Raw genomic sequence first — 14,498 nt, 5'->3', positions numbered from 1 at the left:
CCGTGGCGTTGGCTGCCCTGTCCGGTGAGCAGGAACGCGGTCTTGCCGGGTCGGGCCGTGCCGGTGACGAGTCCGGGGGCTTCGGTGTCCTCGGCCAGTGCGCGCAGTGCGGCGAGCAGGCCCTCGCGGTCGGTCGCGGTGACGACGGCGCGGTGGTCGAAGCGGGTGCGCGCGGCGAGGGTGTGGGCGGCCGCGACGGTGTCGGCGTCGGGCCGGTGCTCCAGGTACTCCGCCAGCTGCCCTGCCTGGGCCTGCAGTGCCGGTGCCGACTTCGCCGACAACTGCCAGGGCAGTGAGGTGAGTTCGGTGTCCTCGCGGTCGGATCCGGTGTCGGCCTGCTCCAGGATGAGGTGGGCGTTGGTGCCGCTGATGCCGAACGAGGAGACGGCGGCCCGGCGGGGACGGTCGTCCTCGACGTCCCACGGCCGTGCCTCGCTGAGCAGTCGGACGGTTCCGTCGGACCAGTCGACGTGGCTGGTCGGCTGGTCCACGTGCAGGGTGCGCGGCAGGACGCCGTTCCGCATCGCCATGACCATCTTGATCACGCCACCGACGCCGGCCGCCGCCTGGGAGTGCCCGAGGTTGGACTTCAACGAACCCAGCCAGAGAGGCCGTTCGGCGTCGTGGGCGCGCCCGTAGGTGTTCATCAGGGACTGGGCCTCGATGGGGTCGCCGAGGCGGGTGCCGGTGCCGTGCGCGTCGACCGCGTCCACGTCGGCCGGGGCCAGCTCCGCGTCGGCCAGGGCGCGTCGGATGACCGCCTCCTGGGCCGGTCCGCTGGGCGCGGTGAGGCCGTTGCTGGCGCCGTCCTGGTTGGTCGCCGTGCCCCGGATCACCGCGAGGACCGGGTGGCCGTTGCGGCGGGCGTCCGACAGGCGCTCGACCAGCAGCAGGCCGACGCCCTCGCTCCAGCCGGTGCCGTCCGCCTCGTCGGAGAAGGCCTTGCAGCGGCCGTCCGGGGACAGCCCGCGCTGGCGGCTGAACTCCACGAACATGCCGGGGCTCGCCATGACCGCCGCGCCGCCCGCGAGCGCCAGGGAGCACTCGCCCGCCCGCAGTGCTCGTACGGCCAGGTGCAGCGCCACGAGGGAGGAGGAGCACGCGGTGTCGACGGTCAGCGCCGGGCCCTCCAGGCCCAGGGTGTAGGCGATCCGGCCGGACGCGACGCTGCTGAGCTGGCCGGTGAGCAGGTAGCCGTCGACGCTGGGGGTGCCCTCGGCGAGCCGGGGGCCGTACTCCATGCCGTAGGTTCCGGTGAAGACGCCGGTGTCGCTGCCGTGCAGCGTGCCGGGGTCGATGCCGGCCCGTTCGACGGCCTCCCAGGCCGTCTCCAGCAGCAGGCGCTGCTGCGGGTCCATGGCGAGGGCCTCGCGCGGGCTGATGCCGAAGAAGGCACTGTCGAAGCCGCCGGCGTCGGTGAGGAAGCCGCCGTGGCGGGTGGTGGAGTGGCCGGTGGCCCCCGGGTCCGGATCGTAGAGGTCCTCGTCCCAGCCGCGGTCCGTGGGCAAGGGGCCGATGGCGTCGGTCTCCTCGGCGACCAGCCTCCACAGGTCCTCGGGGGAGGAGACGCCGCCCGGGTAGCGGCAGGCCATGCCGACGATGGCGATCGGCTCGCTCGGCAGCACCGGCGAGCGGCGTTCGACGGTCGTGCCGGTGTCCGTCCCGGCCTCGAAGAGCAGCGTGTGAAGGTGCTCGGCGAGGGCTTGCGTGGTGGGGCGGTCGAAGGCCACGGCGACGGGCAGCCGCACGCCCAACAGCCGGGTCAGCCGGTCGCGCAGCGCCACCGCCCCCGCGGACTCCAGGCCGAGGTCCCGGAACTTCTGCCGGTCGTCCGGCGGCGGTCCGGCGGAGTCCCCGGGCCCGAGCACCGCGGCGGCCTGCTCCCGGACGAGGTCCAGGAGGAACGGCTGCCGCTGGTGGGGCGGCAGGGCCTCCAGCCGGGCGCGCAGCGGGTTGACCGGTACGGACGGCCCGTCCGCGGTCGGCTCCACGTCGAACTCGGGCAGCTCCAGGTGCGGGGCCGTCTCGTCGGCCGGCGCTCCGGACATTTCGACGGGAACGCCGTGCACGTACAGTTCGGCGATCGCGCCGGCCAGTTCGAGCTGGCTGTCCTTGCCCCGGGCGAGCGTGCCGGTCACCAGTCCTTCGCTGTGGTCGGACCGCGCGGCGTCCTGCAGGACGTCGCGCACGGCCATCTTGAGCACCGGGTGCGGGCTCGCCTCCAGGAAGACCTGGTGCCCGTCGGCGAGCAGGGTGCGTACGGCCGACTCGAAGAGCACCGGGGTGCGCAGTTGGCGGGCCCAGTACTCCCCGTCCAACTGCTCGGGGGACAGCCGGGTCCCGGTCGCGGCCGAGTAGAACGGGATCGGACCGCCGTCGAGCGGGCGGACGGTGCGCAGTTCGGTGAGCAGCCGGTCCATGATCGCGTCGACCTGGGGGACGTGGACCGGGAAGTCGGCCGGGATTCGGCGGGCCCGGACCCCGTCCGCCGCCAGTTGCTCCAGCAGCTCGGTCAGCGCCTGGTCGTCGCCCGAGACGGTGACCGAGCCGGGGCCGTTGACGGCCGCGACGTCCAGCAGGCCGTCCCAGGCGGTGAGGCGGGCGCGCATCTCGGCCTCCGGCAGCAGCACCGCGACGATGCCCCAGTGGCCCGAGCGGTCCTCGGTGAGGGCGGCGCCCCAGACCGCCGCGACCCGGAGGGCGTCCTCCAGGGAGAGCGCGCCGCAGGCGTGGGCGGCGGCCATCTCGCCGATGCTGTGGCCCACCACGGCGGCCGGTTCGACGCCGCGCGAGCGCCACACCGCCGTCAACGAGATCATCACGGCGACCAGCGCGGGCATCACGACCGCCGGCGTCACCAGCGGCGGCGCGCCCTCGGTGCCCCGCAGCACCTCCGTCAACCGCCAGTCCACCAGCGGGGCGAGGGCCTGCTCGCAGGCCTCGACGCGCTCCCGGAAGACCGGGTCGGTGTCGAGCAGGTCGGCTGCCATGCCCGCCCAGTGGGCCCCGAAGCCCGGGTAGACGAAGACCGGCCTGACCCCCTCCTCGGCACCGACGGCCCGACCGGCCCACAGGCCCTCGGACACCGCCTCCGTCCCGCTCTCCGCCACGGCCCGCAGCCCGGCCAGCAGCTCCGACCGGTCCCGGCCGACCAGGGCGGCCCGGTACGCGGTGGCGGCGGGGTGGCGGGCCGCCCGGTCCGCGGCGAGCAGGGCGGCGGAGGCGGCGGCCGGGCTCGGTGCGGGCTCGGCGTCGAGCAGTCGGGCCGCGGCCGCGGCGCGCGCCCGCAGCGAAGCCGGGCCGGGCGCCGAGACGGTCCACAGCACGACGGGGGTGGGCTCAGCAGTCATCGTCTACCGTCTCCGAGATCGGGTCCGCCGAGATACGTCGGCGGTTTCTGGTGGTTCTGGGGTTCGGGTTTCGGGGGAGCGGGGCGCCGGGCGCCTCAGGCCCGTACGGCCGGCGCCGGGGCGAGCAGCGAGCGGATCAGCGTCAGCGTCGCGGCGGGCGAGTCCCGGTGGAAGAAGTGGCCGCCCGGCAGGGTGAACACCCGGCAGTCGGCCGTGGTGTGCCGGGCCCACTCCTGGGCCAGGGCCGCGCCGATCAGCGGATCGTCGGACCCGACCAGCACGCTCAGCGGCACAGGTACCGGCCGGTCCCCGCGATCGACCCGGCTGAGCGCCAGCCGCAGGTCGTCGCGCAGCAGCGCGACCGCGTGGGCCAGCCACTCGGGGTAGGCCCGGACCAGGTCCGGGATCCCGCCGAGGCCCGCCATCCAGCTGGTCAGCTCCTCGTCGGTCCGCATCGCGGGCTCGATCTCCTGCCGGGGCGTGTGCGGTGGCGGGGCCGCCCCGAGCAGCAGCCGCTCGGGCAGTTCCCGGCCGCGGGCCCGGCGCCGCCGGGTCAGCTCGAAGGCGACCTGGCCGCCCATGCTGTGCCCGTAGAACGCGTGCGGCTCGTCGAGCAGCGGGTCCAGGGCCTCGTCCAGTTCGTCGAGCAGGCGGTCGAAGTCGTGCAGCCGGGCCTCCCGGACCCGGTGCTCGCGACCGGGCAACTGCACCGGCACGACGGCGACGTCGGGGCCCAGCTGCTGCTGCCAGGCGGAGAAGGAGGAGGCCATGCCACCCGCGTGGTGGAAGCAGAGCAGTCGCAGCGGCGCGTCACCCGGATCCGGCTGCCGGGGCAGCAGGTAGGGCGAGCGGCCCGGGCCCAGGAGCCCGGGCGGTGCGAGCGCGCCGGGGGCCGCGGTCATGTTCCGGACCTGGCGGTCAGCTCGTAGATGTCGCGCAGGCTGCCGGCCTCCAGCACCTTGGGCATGGACACCTGCTGCCCGGTCTCCCGCTCGAGCGCGGTCAGCAGCGTCAGCAGGTGGAGCGAGTCCCAGCCGGGCAGTTCGTCGAAGCCCAGCGCGAGGCTGTCCGGCGTCAGCGACAGGCCGATCTCGGCGTGGACCAGGGTGAGGAAGTCGTCGATGGTGTTCACTGCTGGGGCCCTCCCAGGCTCAGCGTCAGCCGGATGTGCTCCGGGGTTTCGGCGATCTCCGCCAGGTCGTGGCGGAAGGTGGTCGATCCGGCGCCGTCGGTTCCCTCCGCCACCGGCCGGAAGCCGTTGCCGGGGTAGAACTCCTTGACCTTGCCGTTCTTGGCGGTCGGCCGGAAGCTGCCCTCGACCGCGGTCAGCCCGCGCTCCCGCGCGTGGCTCAGCACCGCCGACAGGCAGGCCTGCTCGATGCCCCGGGCGAAGACCCGGCAGCTGAGCAGGAAGTTGTCGATCCGCAGGACGGTCCCGTCCCGGTGGGCCAGCACGGCGCCCACCACGCCGTTGTCCCCGAACCGGTCGCTGGAGCGGATCGTCAGCACCAGCGCGTCCTCGTCGGCCGCCAGCTCGGCCACCTCGGCCGGCTGGAGGCGCTGGGTGGTGAGGTTGAACTGGTTGGTGCGCAGCGTCAGTTGGGAGACGCGGGCGATCTCCGACTCGTCCGCGTCGGCGAGTCGCACCTGTACGTCCAGCTCCCGCAGGTAGTCGTCCAGGGAGGCGAAGCTGTGCAGGAAGTCCTTGCGGTCCAGCTCCTCCCGGTAGCGCGCGGGCCGCTTCAGGTCGTCGGTGGTGATGTCCCGGACGTCGAACCAGCCGTCCCGCAGCACCTTCTCCACGTGCAGCGCGGCCTCCTCGTCCAGCCGCAGTACGGCCACCTCCGGCAGCTCCCGGGACACCAGGCCGCACTCGTACGGGCTGTCGTCCGCGAACACGAAGCTGTCCACGCCGAGGTTCAGGTCCGCCGCCAGCTCGCGCAGGTTCTCGTGCTTGGGGCGCCAGTTGGCGATCACCCGGACGAAGTCCTCCTCGCGCAGCGTCATCTCCGGGTGGTCCCGCAGGACCTCCCGCACCGGCTCCAGGTCGTTCTTGCTCACCGCCGCGAGCAGCACACCCTGCGAGGCGAGCTGCTTGGCCGCCTTCTGCAGGGTCCGGAAGGCCTCGCCGCGGTAGCTGCCCGCGACCTCGATGCCCTCGCTGCCGTCGTCGCCGAGCACCCCGCCCCAGACGGTGTTGTCCAGGTCCAGCACCAGGCACTTCTTCGCCCGGCCGGTCGCCCCGCGCAGCAGGTGGGCCACCTCCCGGGCGTACTCCGCGAGCAGCTCGGGCGACAGCTGGGTCTTGGTGTAGACGCCGAGCCGGGCGTCGCGCAGCGGCACGTCCGCGCCGACCAGCGGCTCCAGGTCCAGGACGGTCAGCGCCGGGTGCTCGTCCATCAGCCGCAGCAGCCGGGCATTGGCCTCCCGCCAGACGGCGCCCAGCCGGGCCCGGTCGCGCAGCCCGACCAGCTGCGCCGACCAGGCGCGCGGCAGCGGCAGCGTGTTGAGTACCAGCGTGCCGCGCCCCGCGCCGGCGAAGACCGAGGCGAGCCGCTCGAACAGGGCCAGCTTCTCCGCGAGGACCCGCTCCACGTCGTCCGGCGTCCACGGCACCGGCACCTCGTCGAACACCACCGAGGCGTCCAGCACGCACACCACGGCGTCCGGCCGCGCCCGGTAGAGGGCGCTGTCCGGGTCCGACAGGTCGAAGACGTAGGAGTCGAAGTCGGCGACGTGCGGGCGCAACAACACGCCGTGCCGCGCCAGTTGGGCGGTCAGGGGCCCGGTCAGCCCGGACACCGTGCTGTGGCCGGTGATGGCCACCGTCACCACCGGCGTCTGCGGGTGCACGTCGAGGACCGCGTCCGCGCCCACCCGGGCCAGCATGTTCCCGGCCCGGCGCAGCCCGTCCGCGTCGCCCTCCTGGTCGATCGCGGCGATCAGTTCCCGGACGCGGGGGTACTCGGCGGCCAGCAGGCCGTCCTCGTGCAACAACCGGAGGGTGCCGCTCATCTTCTCGCCCATCCCAGCTCTCCCGTACGTCGATACGACGCCGGTCATGCTCGGCAGACGGTCTAAAGCGCCCCTAGCGCCGATGTGAGGTGGTGATCAGTCGGGCCGAGGCACCGAGGCCGGACCGGGGTGCGCGGGAGGGACGGGACGGGCCGGAGGCAGACCGCGAGTCGGCCCCGTGAGCTCCCGCAGGCACGGCCTCGGGAGGCTCACGGGGCCGACGGCCTTCCGCGGGCTGCTGGGGTGTGCCCCCGGGTCAGGCGGTGCCGCAGTGCTCCCGGTACCAGGGGGCCCAGGAGGGCAGGGCGGCCAGGGCGTCCTCGCCGCAGTCGACGCCGGCCAGCGCCCAGACGCGTTCGCTGGCGAACCAGTTGTCCTGGGCCAGCAGCGAGAACTGGCGGGCGCTCAACCGCGAGCCGCTCGCGTCGAGAGCGGCGACGCACTGCGGCCAGGGCCAGTCGCGGTCGGGGACCGGCGGGAGGACCGCGTGTTCCTCGAGCGTGTCCAGCAGGCGGTGCAGGCGCACCGGTCGGGGATGGCTCGCGTGGTGGACGGACGGGCCGAGCGGGCGGGGTGTGGACAGGGTGGCGACGATCAGCCGGGCCAGGTCCACCACGGGGACGACGGAGAGCAGCGCGGCCCCGGAGGCCCAGCGCGCGGGCACCCGGCGGCGCAGTTCGGCCACGGCGGGCACCACCCACCGGTCGCCGGCGCCGAGGACGAGTCCCGGGCGCAGGACGACGGCGCCGGCGTCGAGGGCGGGCTGCTCACCGGCGAGGCGGGTGGCGCTGGTCGGGGAGACCGGTGCCGGTTCCACCTCGCCCACGTCCGTGCCCCGGTGGGGGCCGTGGCCGTAGACGGCGGCCGTCGACAGGTGGGTCACCCGGGTCACACCGGAGTGGACGGCTTCCGCCATGAGCCGCGCGGTGCCGTGCACGTTGACGGCGGTGCAGGCGTCGTGGTCGCCGCTGATCAGGGAGGCCAGGTGCAGCAGCGCGTCGGCGTCCCGGCACACGCCGCGCAGGCTGTCCGGGGCGGAGAGGTCGGCCTCGACCCACTCCGCTCCGGCGGCGATCAGCTCGGCGGGTGCCCCGCGACCGACGACGCGCACCTGCCACGCCGGATCGCGCAGCAGCAGGGCGGCCACGTGCGAGCCGATGAATCCCGTGGCACCGGTCAGCACCACCCGGCGTGGTGTCACACCCATTGCCGCCCCCGTTCCGGGGCGACACGGATCTGCGGCAGTGCCTCGGCGGAGGCGACGCCGGGCAGCAGGTAGCGCCACAGGGAGACGATGCGTTCGGGGAGGTCGGACCAGCCCGCCGAGATCTGCGACTTCAGCTGGGTTCCGGTGAACGCGGCCACCAGGACCTCGGCGAACTCGCTCCCGTCGACGTCCTCGCGCAGTTCACCCCGTTCGCGCGCCACGTCCAGTTCGCCGCGGAAGCGCTGCGCCCACCAGTCGTACGCCGAGTCGTCGTTCAGGGCGGGGCCGCCCTGGTCGACCGCGAGGCGCACCCCGGCCCGCAGCAGCGTGTTGCTCTGCAGCTCGACGGCGAGGGTCAGCGTGACGTCCACGAGCTGCTGCAGCCCCTGCGGTTCGGCGGGCAGTCGCAGGTCGCTCGCCTGCTCCAGCATGACGGCCCGGGCGAGGTCCTCCTTGGACTTGAAGTGGAAGTACATCGCCCCTGAGGTCAGGCCCGCCGTCGCCAGGATGCGGTTGATCCCCGCGCCGTGGTAGCCGACCTGGTCGAACACCTCGGCCGCGGCGCAGACCAGCGCGGCCCGTGTTCTCAAGGCTTGTTCGTGTTTGTGTCCACTCGTCATCCGCGCGTAGTCCGCCTGTCATCGTCGAGCAACAAATATGGATACAGAACGATCTCTATGTTACACATGAACCTATCGCCGACGGGTCGTCGCAGCGACCCGGCGCCTTCACTGGGGGTCTTTCATGCTTGTTTGCAAGGAACTCGACCGCAGCCGCCCGGGCGACGCCGGCGAACCCGGCATCACGGGCGCCGGCAGCACTGACGCCTCCGACGACACCGTCCCCGTCGAACCCTGGCAGGTGCACAAGCTGCGCCCTGACGAGGTGTATCTCACCCGCTGGCGCCGTACGGGGCCCGACGCCTTCCACATACGGGCCCGGCGCCCGTCGCGGCACCCGTTCTACCGGGTCGCCCCGGACTTCGACCCGCTCCTGCTCTGCGAGACCGTCCGCCAGACCTTCCCGCTGCTGTGCCACGCCGCCTACGACGTGCCGCGGGGGTACCAGCTGATCTGGGAGCGCGTCCGCTACGACGTCGACGACGCCGCGTACGCCGGGGTCGACCGCGGCCCGGACGTGGAACTGGACGTCCGCTGCTTCGACCTGTCCTACCGCGGCAAGTACCCGACGGCCCTGTCCCTGCGGGCGGTCGTCAGCTGGGGCGGCCTGCCGGTGGCCACGGTCGACACACGGTTCACCGTCCAGTCCGGGGCCGTGTACCGGCGGCTGCGCGGTGCGTACGCCGACACCGAGGCCGCCGTCGCGAAGGCGTTACCCACCCCCGCGTCCGCGCCGTGCGCCGGTACCGGCCGCCACCGGGCGGGGGACGTGCTCCTCGCCTCCCCGGTCGACGGCGGCCGACAGCTCCGGGTCGACCCGAACCACCCGATCTACTTCGACCACCCCGTCGACCACGTGCCCGGCATGCTGCTGCTGGAGGCGGCCCACCAGGTGGTCGGCGGCGCGGTCAGCACGCTCGACTGCACCTTCCACCGGTACGTCGAACTCGACACCCCCTGCACGGTCGTCACCACCCCGCTCGACCCCGACGGGCAACCGGCCGGCAGCGGGAGCGGAGCGGTGAGATGGACGAGGATCACGGCCGTCCAGGACGGCCGGCGGCGCTTCACCGCCGACCTCGTCCCCTACGCCGCTCCCGTCCTGGCGGACAGCGGCCGGGGCGCACGGTGAGCGACGCGGCATGACGACGACGGCCCCTGGGTCACGCCGGCCTGATCCGGAGACGCCTCTCTGGGATCTCAACCTCAAGCATCTTCAGGCGTTCCTCGCCGTCGCGGACACCCTGAGCTTCACCTCCGCGGCGGCCCAGCTCGGAAGCAACCAGCCGACTCTCACGCGCTCCGTGCAGCGCCTGGAGGAGCAGTTGGGGGTTCCGCTCTTCCTGCGCACCACCCGTCAGGTCGCCCTCAGCCCGGCCGGGGCCCGGCTGCGGGACCGGCTGCAGGACCTGCTGCCCCAGCTCAAGCAGGCGCTCGACCCGGAGCCGTCCAGCCCCGTACTGCGGCTGGGGTTCTCCTGGCTGCTTCCGGACGGCTGGGTGCACGAGGCGATCGTCCAGTTCGAACGGGAGAGCGGCGCCCGGGTGCAGTTGCACCGCAGGGACGACCGCTGGGCGGGCGTGGACCGGGCCGTCGTGGACATCGCTCTGCTGCGCGGTCACCCTCCGGCCGACCGGATGAAGGCCACCAGGCTCGGCACCGAGGGGTGCGCCGCGGCCGTCCCCCACCACCACCCCCTGGCGGGCCGCCCGTGGGTGGACTGGACGGAGCTGGGCGACCACCCGCTGGTGATCAACTCGACCGGCCGGGCCCTCCTGGACCCGGACGGACAGCTGGGCGCCGAGCACCCGCGGATCGTGCACTGCGACAACTTCGACGAGTGCCTGGAGTCGGTGGCGGCCGGACGGGGCGTCAGCGTGATGCCCGACCTCGTCCTGCAGCGCAACCTCCACCCGGCCCTGGAGTTCGTGCCGCTGCGCGGAGCACCGAGCATCCCGCTGTCCCTGATCCGCCCCGCCCAGGGCGCGCACCCGCTCGCCGAGCGCTTCACCGAGGTCACCCGGCGCGTCCTGCTGTCCCGTCGCTCCGGGCGCGCGGCCCTGGGCCAAGGCCCGGGTGTCAGGGCCGGCCGGGTGCTGGCGGGGCGCTGAGCCGGGTCGGCGGCCGACACCGCGGAGCGCGGGTGTCGGCCGCCGGCGGGTGTGCGCCGACGTCACGCGCCGGCCGCGCTCCTCCCCTTCAGGGCCTCGGCGTTGACCGCGCCGGGGACGGGGTCACCGACGAGCGCCCGGCACACCGCCTGGGCCGCCTCCCGGCCGGCCCGCTCCTGCGCCTCCCGCGTGCCGGCCCCCAGGTGCGGGGTGGCGACGACGGAGGGGAAGGAGAGCAGGGCGTTGCCGACGGCCGGTTCGACGGCGTAGACGTCGAGTGCCGCTCCGGCGATGCGTTCCTCCTTCAGCGCGACGGCCAGCGCGTTCTCGTCGACGATGCCGCCGCGGGCGGTGTTGACGAGGATGAGGGAGGGGCGGGCCAGCCGCAGTTCGGGCTCGCCGATGAGCGCCGTGGTCTGCGGCGTCTTGGGCACGTGCACGGTGACGACGTCGCTCCCGGCCATCAGCTCGTCCAGCTCGACCAGCCGGACACCCAGGTCCTGGGCCCGTCCACGGGTCACGTACGGGTCGTGGGCGAGGAGCCGCATGCCGAACGCGGCGAGCCGCGTGGCCACCAGGGCGCCGACGTGTCCCAGGCCCACGATCCCGACCGTGCTGCCCGCCAGCTCCCTGCCCTGGAACCGGGACCGCTCCCACCGGCCCGCCCGCAGGGACGCGTCGGCGGACACGATCTGGCGGGCGGCGGCGATGATGAGCCCGACGGTGAGTTCGGCGACGCTGAGGACGTTGGAGAGCGGCGCGTTGGCGACCAGGACGCCGGCCGCGGTGGCCGCCTGGACGTCGACGTTGTCCAGTCCGACCCCGGCCCGGGCCACGATCCGCAGCCGGGGCGCCGCGGCCAGTGCCGCCGCGTCCACCCGGGTGCCGCTGCGGATCAGCAGGGCGTCGGCGTCGGCCAGCGCGCGGTGCAGTGCCTGCGGATCGCGTCCGTCACAGCTGCGGACGTCGTAGCCGTCCAGTTCGGCGAGTGCCTCCGGGGCCAGCGGGTCGGCCACGACGACGACGGGTTTCCCCACGGTGGTGTTCTCCTCGGACGGGTGGGGCCGACCGTTCGGTGCGGACCGGTCGGCGCGGCTGGGCGGGGTCATGCGACGGGCTCGGCCGCGAGGCGGCGCGGCAGGTCGGCGCGCCGCCAGATGTCGTCGAGCGCGTCGGCGAAGGCGACGATCCCGCTGTCGTCGTGCTGCGGGGTCGGGGTGACCCGCAGCCGCTCGGTGCCCGCGGGAACGCTGGGCGCGTTGATCGGCTGGACGTAGAAGCCGTGGCGTTCCAGCAGCTCGTCCGCGACCTCCCGGCAGGCCCGGGAGTCCCCGACCAGCACGGGGACGATGTGCGCGGCGTCCGAGACCACGGGGATGCCGCGTTCCCGCAGCAGCGTGTGCAACAGCGCGGCCTTCTCGCGCAGTTGGCTCCGCTCCTTCTCGGAACGCTTGAGGTGCCGTACGGCCGCCAGCGCGCCGGCCGCGACGGCCGGGGGCAGCGAGGTGGTGAAGATGAACGCGGAGGCGAAGCTGCGGACGGCGTCCACCACCGGGGCGGGGCCGGCGATGTAGCCGCCGGCAGTGCCGAAGGCCTTGGCCAGGGTGCCCTGGACGACGTCGAACCGGCCCTGGAGGCCGAGTTCCGCGGCCTTGCCGGCGCCCCGCGGCCCGTACATGCCGACCGCGTGCACCTCGTCGAGGTAGGTGAACGCGCCATATTCGCGGGCGAGTTCGGCCACCCGCGCGAGCGGTGCCACGTCGCTCTCCATGGAGTAGACGCTCTCCAGCGCCACGATCTTGGGGACGGCGGGATCGGTGCCGGCCAGCAGTTCCTCGAGGTGCTCCATGTCGTTGTGCCGGAAGATGAGCTTCTCCGCGCCGCTGTGCCGGATGCCCGCGATCATCGAGGCGTGGTTGAGCTCGTCGGACAGCACGACGCAGCCCGGCAGCCGGCCCGCCAGCACGGTCAGGGCGGCGTCGTTGGCGGCGTAGCCGGTGGGGAGGACGAGCGCGGACTCCATGCCGTGCAGGTCGGCCAGTTCGCGCTCCAGCTCCACGTGGTAGCGGTGGTTGCCCGAGATGTTGCGTGAGCCGCCGCTGCCCGCCCCGGACTCGTCGACGGCCCGCTTCATGGCCTCCAGGACGAGCGGGTGCTGGCCCATGCCGAGGTAGTCGTTGCTGCACCACACGTGGATCCGGCGCCCGGTGCCGGGGCCGTGCTTCAGCGCGGCGGGGAACGAGCCGGCCAGGCGCTCGACCTCGAGGAACGTCCGGTAGCCGCCGCGGTCGCGCAGGTCGTCCAGTTGGGATGCGAAGAATTCGACGTAGTCGAACATCATTCCTCCGGTTCGCCGGTTCAGAACGGACACCGGAAAGATAGACAGCTGCTCCGGGTTCTCGTAAATTCTGTTTCCGGCCGCCCATGAGCGGGTCGGATAAATCGAGGTGGAGAGCGCCTCGGGGAGTTATTCGCCGACCGCATGGATCACCGTCCGGGACATTTCTCTTGTATCGGTGATTTGCCTATAGTCCTGAATCATGATCGCTCAGTCACACGACCTGCCGCGGTCGGCGACGACCATGGACATCGAGGAACTCGTCAGGCTGCGCGGCCACCTGCTCGGTGCCGGCACCGCCCCCTACTCCGCCCGCTCCCCGCAGGAGGACGCCGCCTGGCGCGCGGCGTACCGCTCCTGGCTGGTCCGGCGGCTGACCGGGCCGACCGGCCGGGTGCAGGTGACGGTGATCGGTCCGGCGCACCGGCTGGCCGCCTGCGCCGTCGCCGTGATCGACGACCGTGCGCCGACCGCGCACTGCCCGAACGGCCTGAGCGGATGGGTGCAGTCGGTCGTGGTCGACCCGGACCGGCGGCGGCTCGGACTCGGCACCCGCGTCATGCGACACGCCCTGGACTGGCTGCGTTCGCGCGACGTGCACAGCGTGGTGCTGCAGACCACGCCGGACGGTGCGGCCCTCTACCGCGGCCTCGGTTTCGTGCCGACGGGCGAAGACCTCCTGGCCCTCGACCTGCGGGGCGCCGAAACCAGCTGCGAGGTGATCGAGGCATGAAAGTCCTCATCGTCGGACTCGGATATGCCGGAACGCGGTTCCGCATCGCGTTCCGGAACACCGGAATTCCGATGGAATTCGCGCACGTGGGCCGGAACCGGCGCGATCCGGATATCCCGTACTACTCCTCCGTGCGGCAGGGGCTCGACCGGTTCCGCCCGGACGTCGTGGTGGTCACCGTGCCGGACGCCGCCCATGCCGGGATACTCGGGGAGCTTTCCGGCTTCCAGGGTTTCGTGGTGACGGAGAAGCCGCTCACCACCTCCCGCGACGACCCGACGGCCGTGGCGGCGGCGATGGCGAAGACCTCGGGCTTCTGCATGGATCTCGTGGAACGCTATTCGGAAGCGACGACGCGGTTGCGCGACCACGTTCGCCGCACCGGCCTGAGCCTGGTCCGGGCCCACTTCACCTGGGGCAAGGACCGCATCAACGACCACCGCCCCACCAGCGGCGTGGCGAGCGAGGTCATCCACCCGCTCGACCTCGTCGGCTGGATCGCCGGCGACGGCACGGACCTGGAGCTGGACTCGGTCATCGGCACCCGGTCGGACTTCTCCGTCTCCGGGGCCGACGTCCTCGACAGCGTGGCGCTGGTCGGCCGGCTGGGCCCGGGCGTGGTCACCGGCTACAGCAGCTTCGTCAACATCACCCGCAAGCGGGAGGTCGACTTCGTCTTCCGCACGCCGGACGGCGAACTCGAGTACGCCACCGCCGTCTACGACACACCGACCTGGGACGCCGACCGGCTGCGCATCTGGCGGCGCACCTCGGAGGGCGACACGGTGCTGGCCGAGCTGGACACCGGGGAACAGCCGGTGCCCGAGGGCGCCGCGACGGTGGTCAAGCTGGGCCGGATGGCCGCCGACGTCGCCCGGTTCGTCGTCCACGGCGAGCAGCCCGCACAACCCTTCCCCGGCCTGGCCGACGCCCTGGCCCTCCAGGACCTGCTGACCTCCATGGAGCGCGCGGCGCGCGGCCCGGAGCCGGTCGCCTACTTCCCGGACGGCCGGACGGTGCTCCAGGAGGCCGACTGGGAGCGGCTGGGCTGACCGCCCCGCTCCCTGCATCCCCCTCGATTCCCTTGTTTTCCAACGCCCTTGACCCCGTCCCCGCTGCGTGAG

The 14,498-nt window shown here is 73.5% G+C and carries 12 protein-coding genes; 4 read left to right on the top strand and 8 right to left on the bottom strand.

Annotation, left to right across the window (positions count from 1 at the left end; all coding sequences use genetic code 11):
* The 6 genes from ACWDBB_RS33940 to ACWDBB_RS33915 form a co-directional block, all read right to left on the bottom strand.
* Nucleotides 1-3,350 (bottom strand): beta-ketoacyl synthase N-terminal-like domain-containing protein (locus ACWDBB_RS33940; RefSeq protein WP_449793256.1); only part of this gene is annotated, 3,350 nt, incomplete at its 3' end.
* A gap of 95 nt (nt 3,351-3,445) precedes the next feature.
* Nucleotides 3,446-4,252, bottom strand: a complete 807-nt coding sequence (locus ACWDBB_RS33935; protein ID WP_449793255.1) for a thioesterase II family protein — start codon at nt 4,250-4,252, stop codon at nt 3,446-3,448.
* Nucleotides 4,249-4,482, bottom strand: coding sequence for a phosphopantetheine-binding protein (locus ACWDBB_RS33930; protein WP_392884313.1), 234 nt, complete (start codon nt 4,480-4,482; stop codon nt 4,249-4,251). The genes ACWDBB_RS33935 and ACWDBB_RS33930 overlap by 4 nt, the downstream gene beginning before the upstream one ends.
* Nucleotides 4,479-6,377 carry an HAD-IIIC family phosphatase gene (locus tag ACWDBB_RS33925; protein ID WP_449793254.1) on the bottom strand — a complete coding sequence of 633 codons (1,899 nt, stop codon included), beginning with the start codon at nt 6,375-6,377 and terminating at the stop codon, nt 4,479-4,481. Before ACWDBB_RS33925 ends, ACWDBB_RS33930 begins: the two co-directional genes overlap by 4 nt.
* A gap of 244 nt (nt 6,378-6,621) precedes the next feature.
* Nucleotides 6,622-7,572, bottom strand: a complete 951-nt coding sequence (locus ACWDBB_RS33920; protein ID WP_449793253.1) for an NAD-dependent epimerase/dehydratase family protein — start codon at nt 7,570-7,572, stop codon at nt 6,622-6,624.
* The gene (locus ACWDBB_RS33915; RefSeq protein ID WP_449793252.1) at nt 7,563-8,162 is read right to left on the bottom strand and encodes a ScbR family autoregulator-binding transcription factor; all 600 of its coding nucleotides are present in this window, start codon (nt 8,160-8,162) and stop codon (nt 7,563-7,565) included. The genes ACWDBB_RS33920 and ACWDBB_RS33915 overlap by 10 nt, the downstream gene beginning before the upstream one ends.
* A 154-nt stretch (nt 8,163-8,316) precedes the next feature.
* Here ACWDBB_RS33915 and ACWDBB_RS33910 point away from each other — a divergent pair, with 154 nt between their 5' ends.
* A complete protein-coding gene (locus ACWDBB_RS33910) occupies nt 8,317-9,324 on the top strand; it encodes a ScbA/BarX family gamma-butyrolactone biosynthesis protein (RefSeq protein ID WP_449793251.1) in 1,008 nt (335 codons plus the stop codon).
* Nucleotides 9,325-9,334: 10 nt separating this feature from the next.
* On the top strand, nt 9,335-10,303 hold the full coding sequence (locus ACWDBB_RS33905) for a LysR family transcriptional regulator (RefSeq protein ID WP_449793250.1): 969 nt from the start codon (nt 9,335-9,337) through the stop codon (nt 10,301-10,303).
* A gap of 62 nt (nt 10,304-10,365) precedes the next feature.
* On the opposite strand, the gene ACWDBB_RS33900 is transcribed toward ACWDBB_RS33905, so the two are convergent.
* On the bottom strand, nt 10,366-11,340 hold the full coding sequence (locus tag ACWDBB_RS33900) for a hydroxyacid dehydrogenase (protein ID WP_449793249.1): 975 nt from the start codon (nt 11,338-11,340) through the stop codon (nt 10,366-10,368).
* Between the two features lie 68 nt (nt 11,341-11,408).
* Nucleotides 11,409-12,641, bottom strand: a complete 1,233-nt coding sequence (gene hemA, locus ACWDBB_RS33895; RefSeq protein WP_449793257.1) for a 5-aminolevulinate synthase — start codon at nt 12,639-12,641, stop codon at nt 11,409-11,411.
* A gap of 202 nt (nt 12,642-12,843) precedes the next feature.
* Between hemA and ACWDBB_RS33890 the strand changes: the two genes are divergently transcribed.
* Nucleotides 12,844-13,374: a GNAT family N-acetyltransferase gene (locus ACWDBB_RS33890; RefSeq protein WP_449793248.1), complete on the top strand. Its 531-nt coding sequence runs from the start codon at nt 12,844-12,846 to the stop codon at nt 13,372-13,374.
* Complete coding sequence (locus ACWDBB_RS33885) at nt 13,371-14,426, top strand: Gfo/Idh/MocA family oxidoreductase (protein WP_449793247.1); 1,056 nt, start codon at nt 13,371-13,373, stop codon at nt 14,424-14,426. The genes ACWDBB_RS33890 and ACWDBB_RS33885 overlap by 4 nt, the downstream gene beginning before the upstream one ends.
* The last annotated feature ends 72 nt before the right edge of the window (nt 14,427-14,498 follow it).

This window comes from Kitasatospora sp. NPDC001095, assembly GCF_053598615.1.
The sequence above is the reverse complement of the archived record's forward strand: the minus strand, read 5'-3'. Positions and strand labels throughout refer to the sequence as shown.

Excerpts from the sequence above, each read along its gene's own strand:
- ACWDBB_RS33935 (WP_449793255.1), bottom strand. The coding sequence starts at position 4,252 with ATGACCGCGGCCCCCGGCGCGCTCGCACCGCCCGGGCTCCTGGGCCCG.
- ACWDBB_RS33925 (WP_449793254.1), bottom strand. The coding sequence starts at position 6,377 with ATGGGCGAGAAGATGAGCGGCACCCTCCGGTTGTTGCACGAGGACGGC.
- ACWDBB_RS33920 (WP_449793253.1), bottom strand. The coding sequence starts at position 7,572 with ATGGGTGTGACACCACGCCGGGTGGTGCTGACCGGTGCCACGGGATTC.
- ACWDBB_RS33910 (WP_449793251.1), top strand. The coding sequence starts at position 8,317 with ATGCTTGTTTGCAAGGAACTCGACCGCAGCCGCCCGGGCGACGCCGGC.
- ACWDBB_RS33905 (WP_449793250.1), top strand. The coding sequence starts at position 9,335 with ATGACGACGACGGCCCCTGGGTCACGCCGGCCTGATCCGGAGACGCCT.
- hemA (WP_449793257.1), bottom strand. The coding sequence starts at position 12,641 with ATGTTCGACTACGTCGAATTCTTCGCATCCCAACTGGACGACCTGCGC.
- ACWDBB_RS33890 (WP_449793248.1), top strand. The coding sequence starts at position 12,844 with ATGATCGCTCAGTCACACGACCTGCCGCGGTCGGCGACGACCATGGAC.
- ACWDBB_RS33885 (WP_449793247.1), top strand. The coding sequence starts at position 13,371 with ATGAAAGTCCTCATCGTCGGACTCGGATATGCCGGAACGCGGTTCCGC.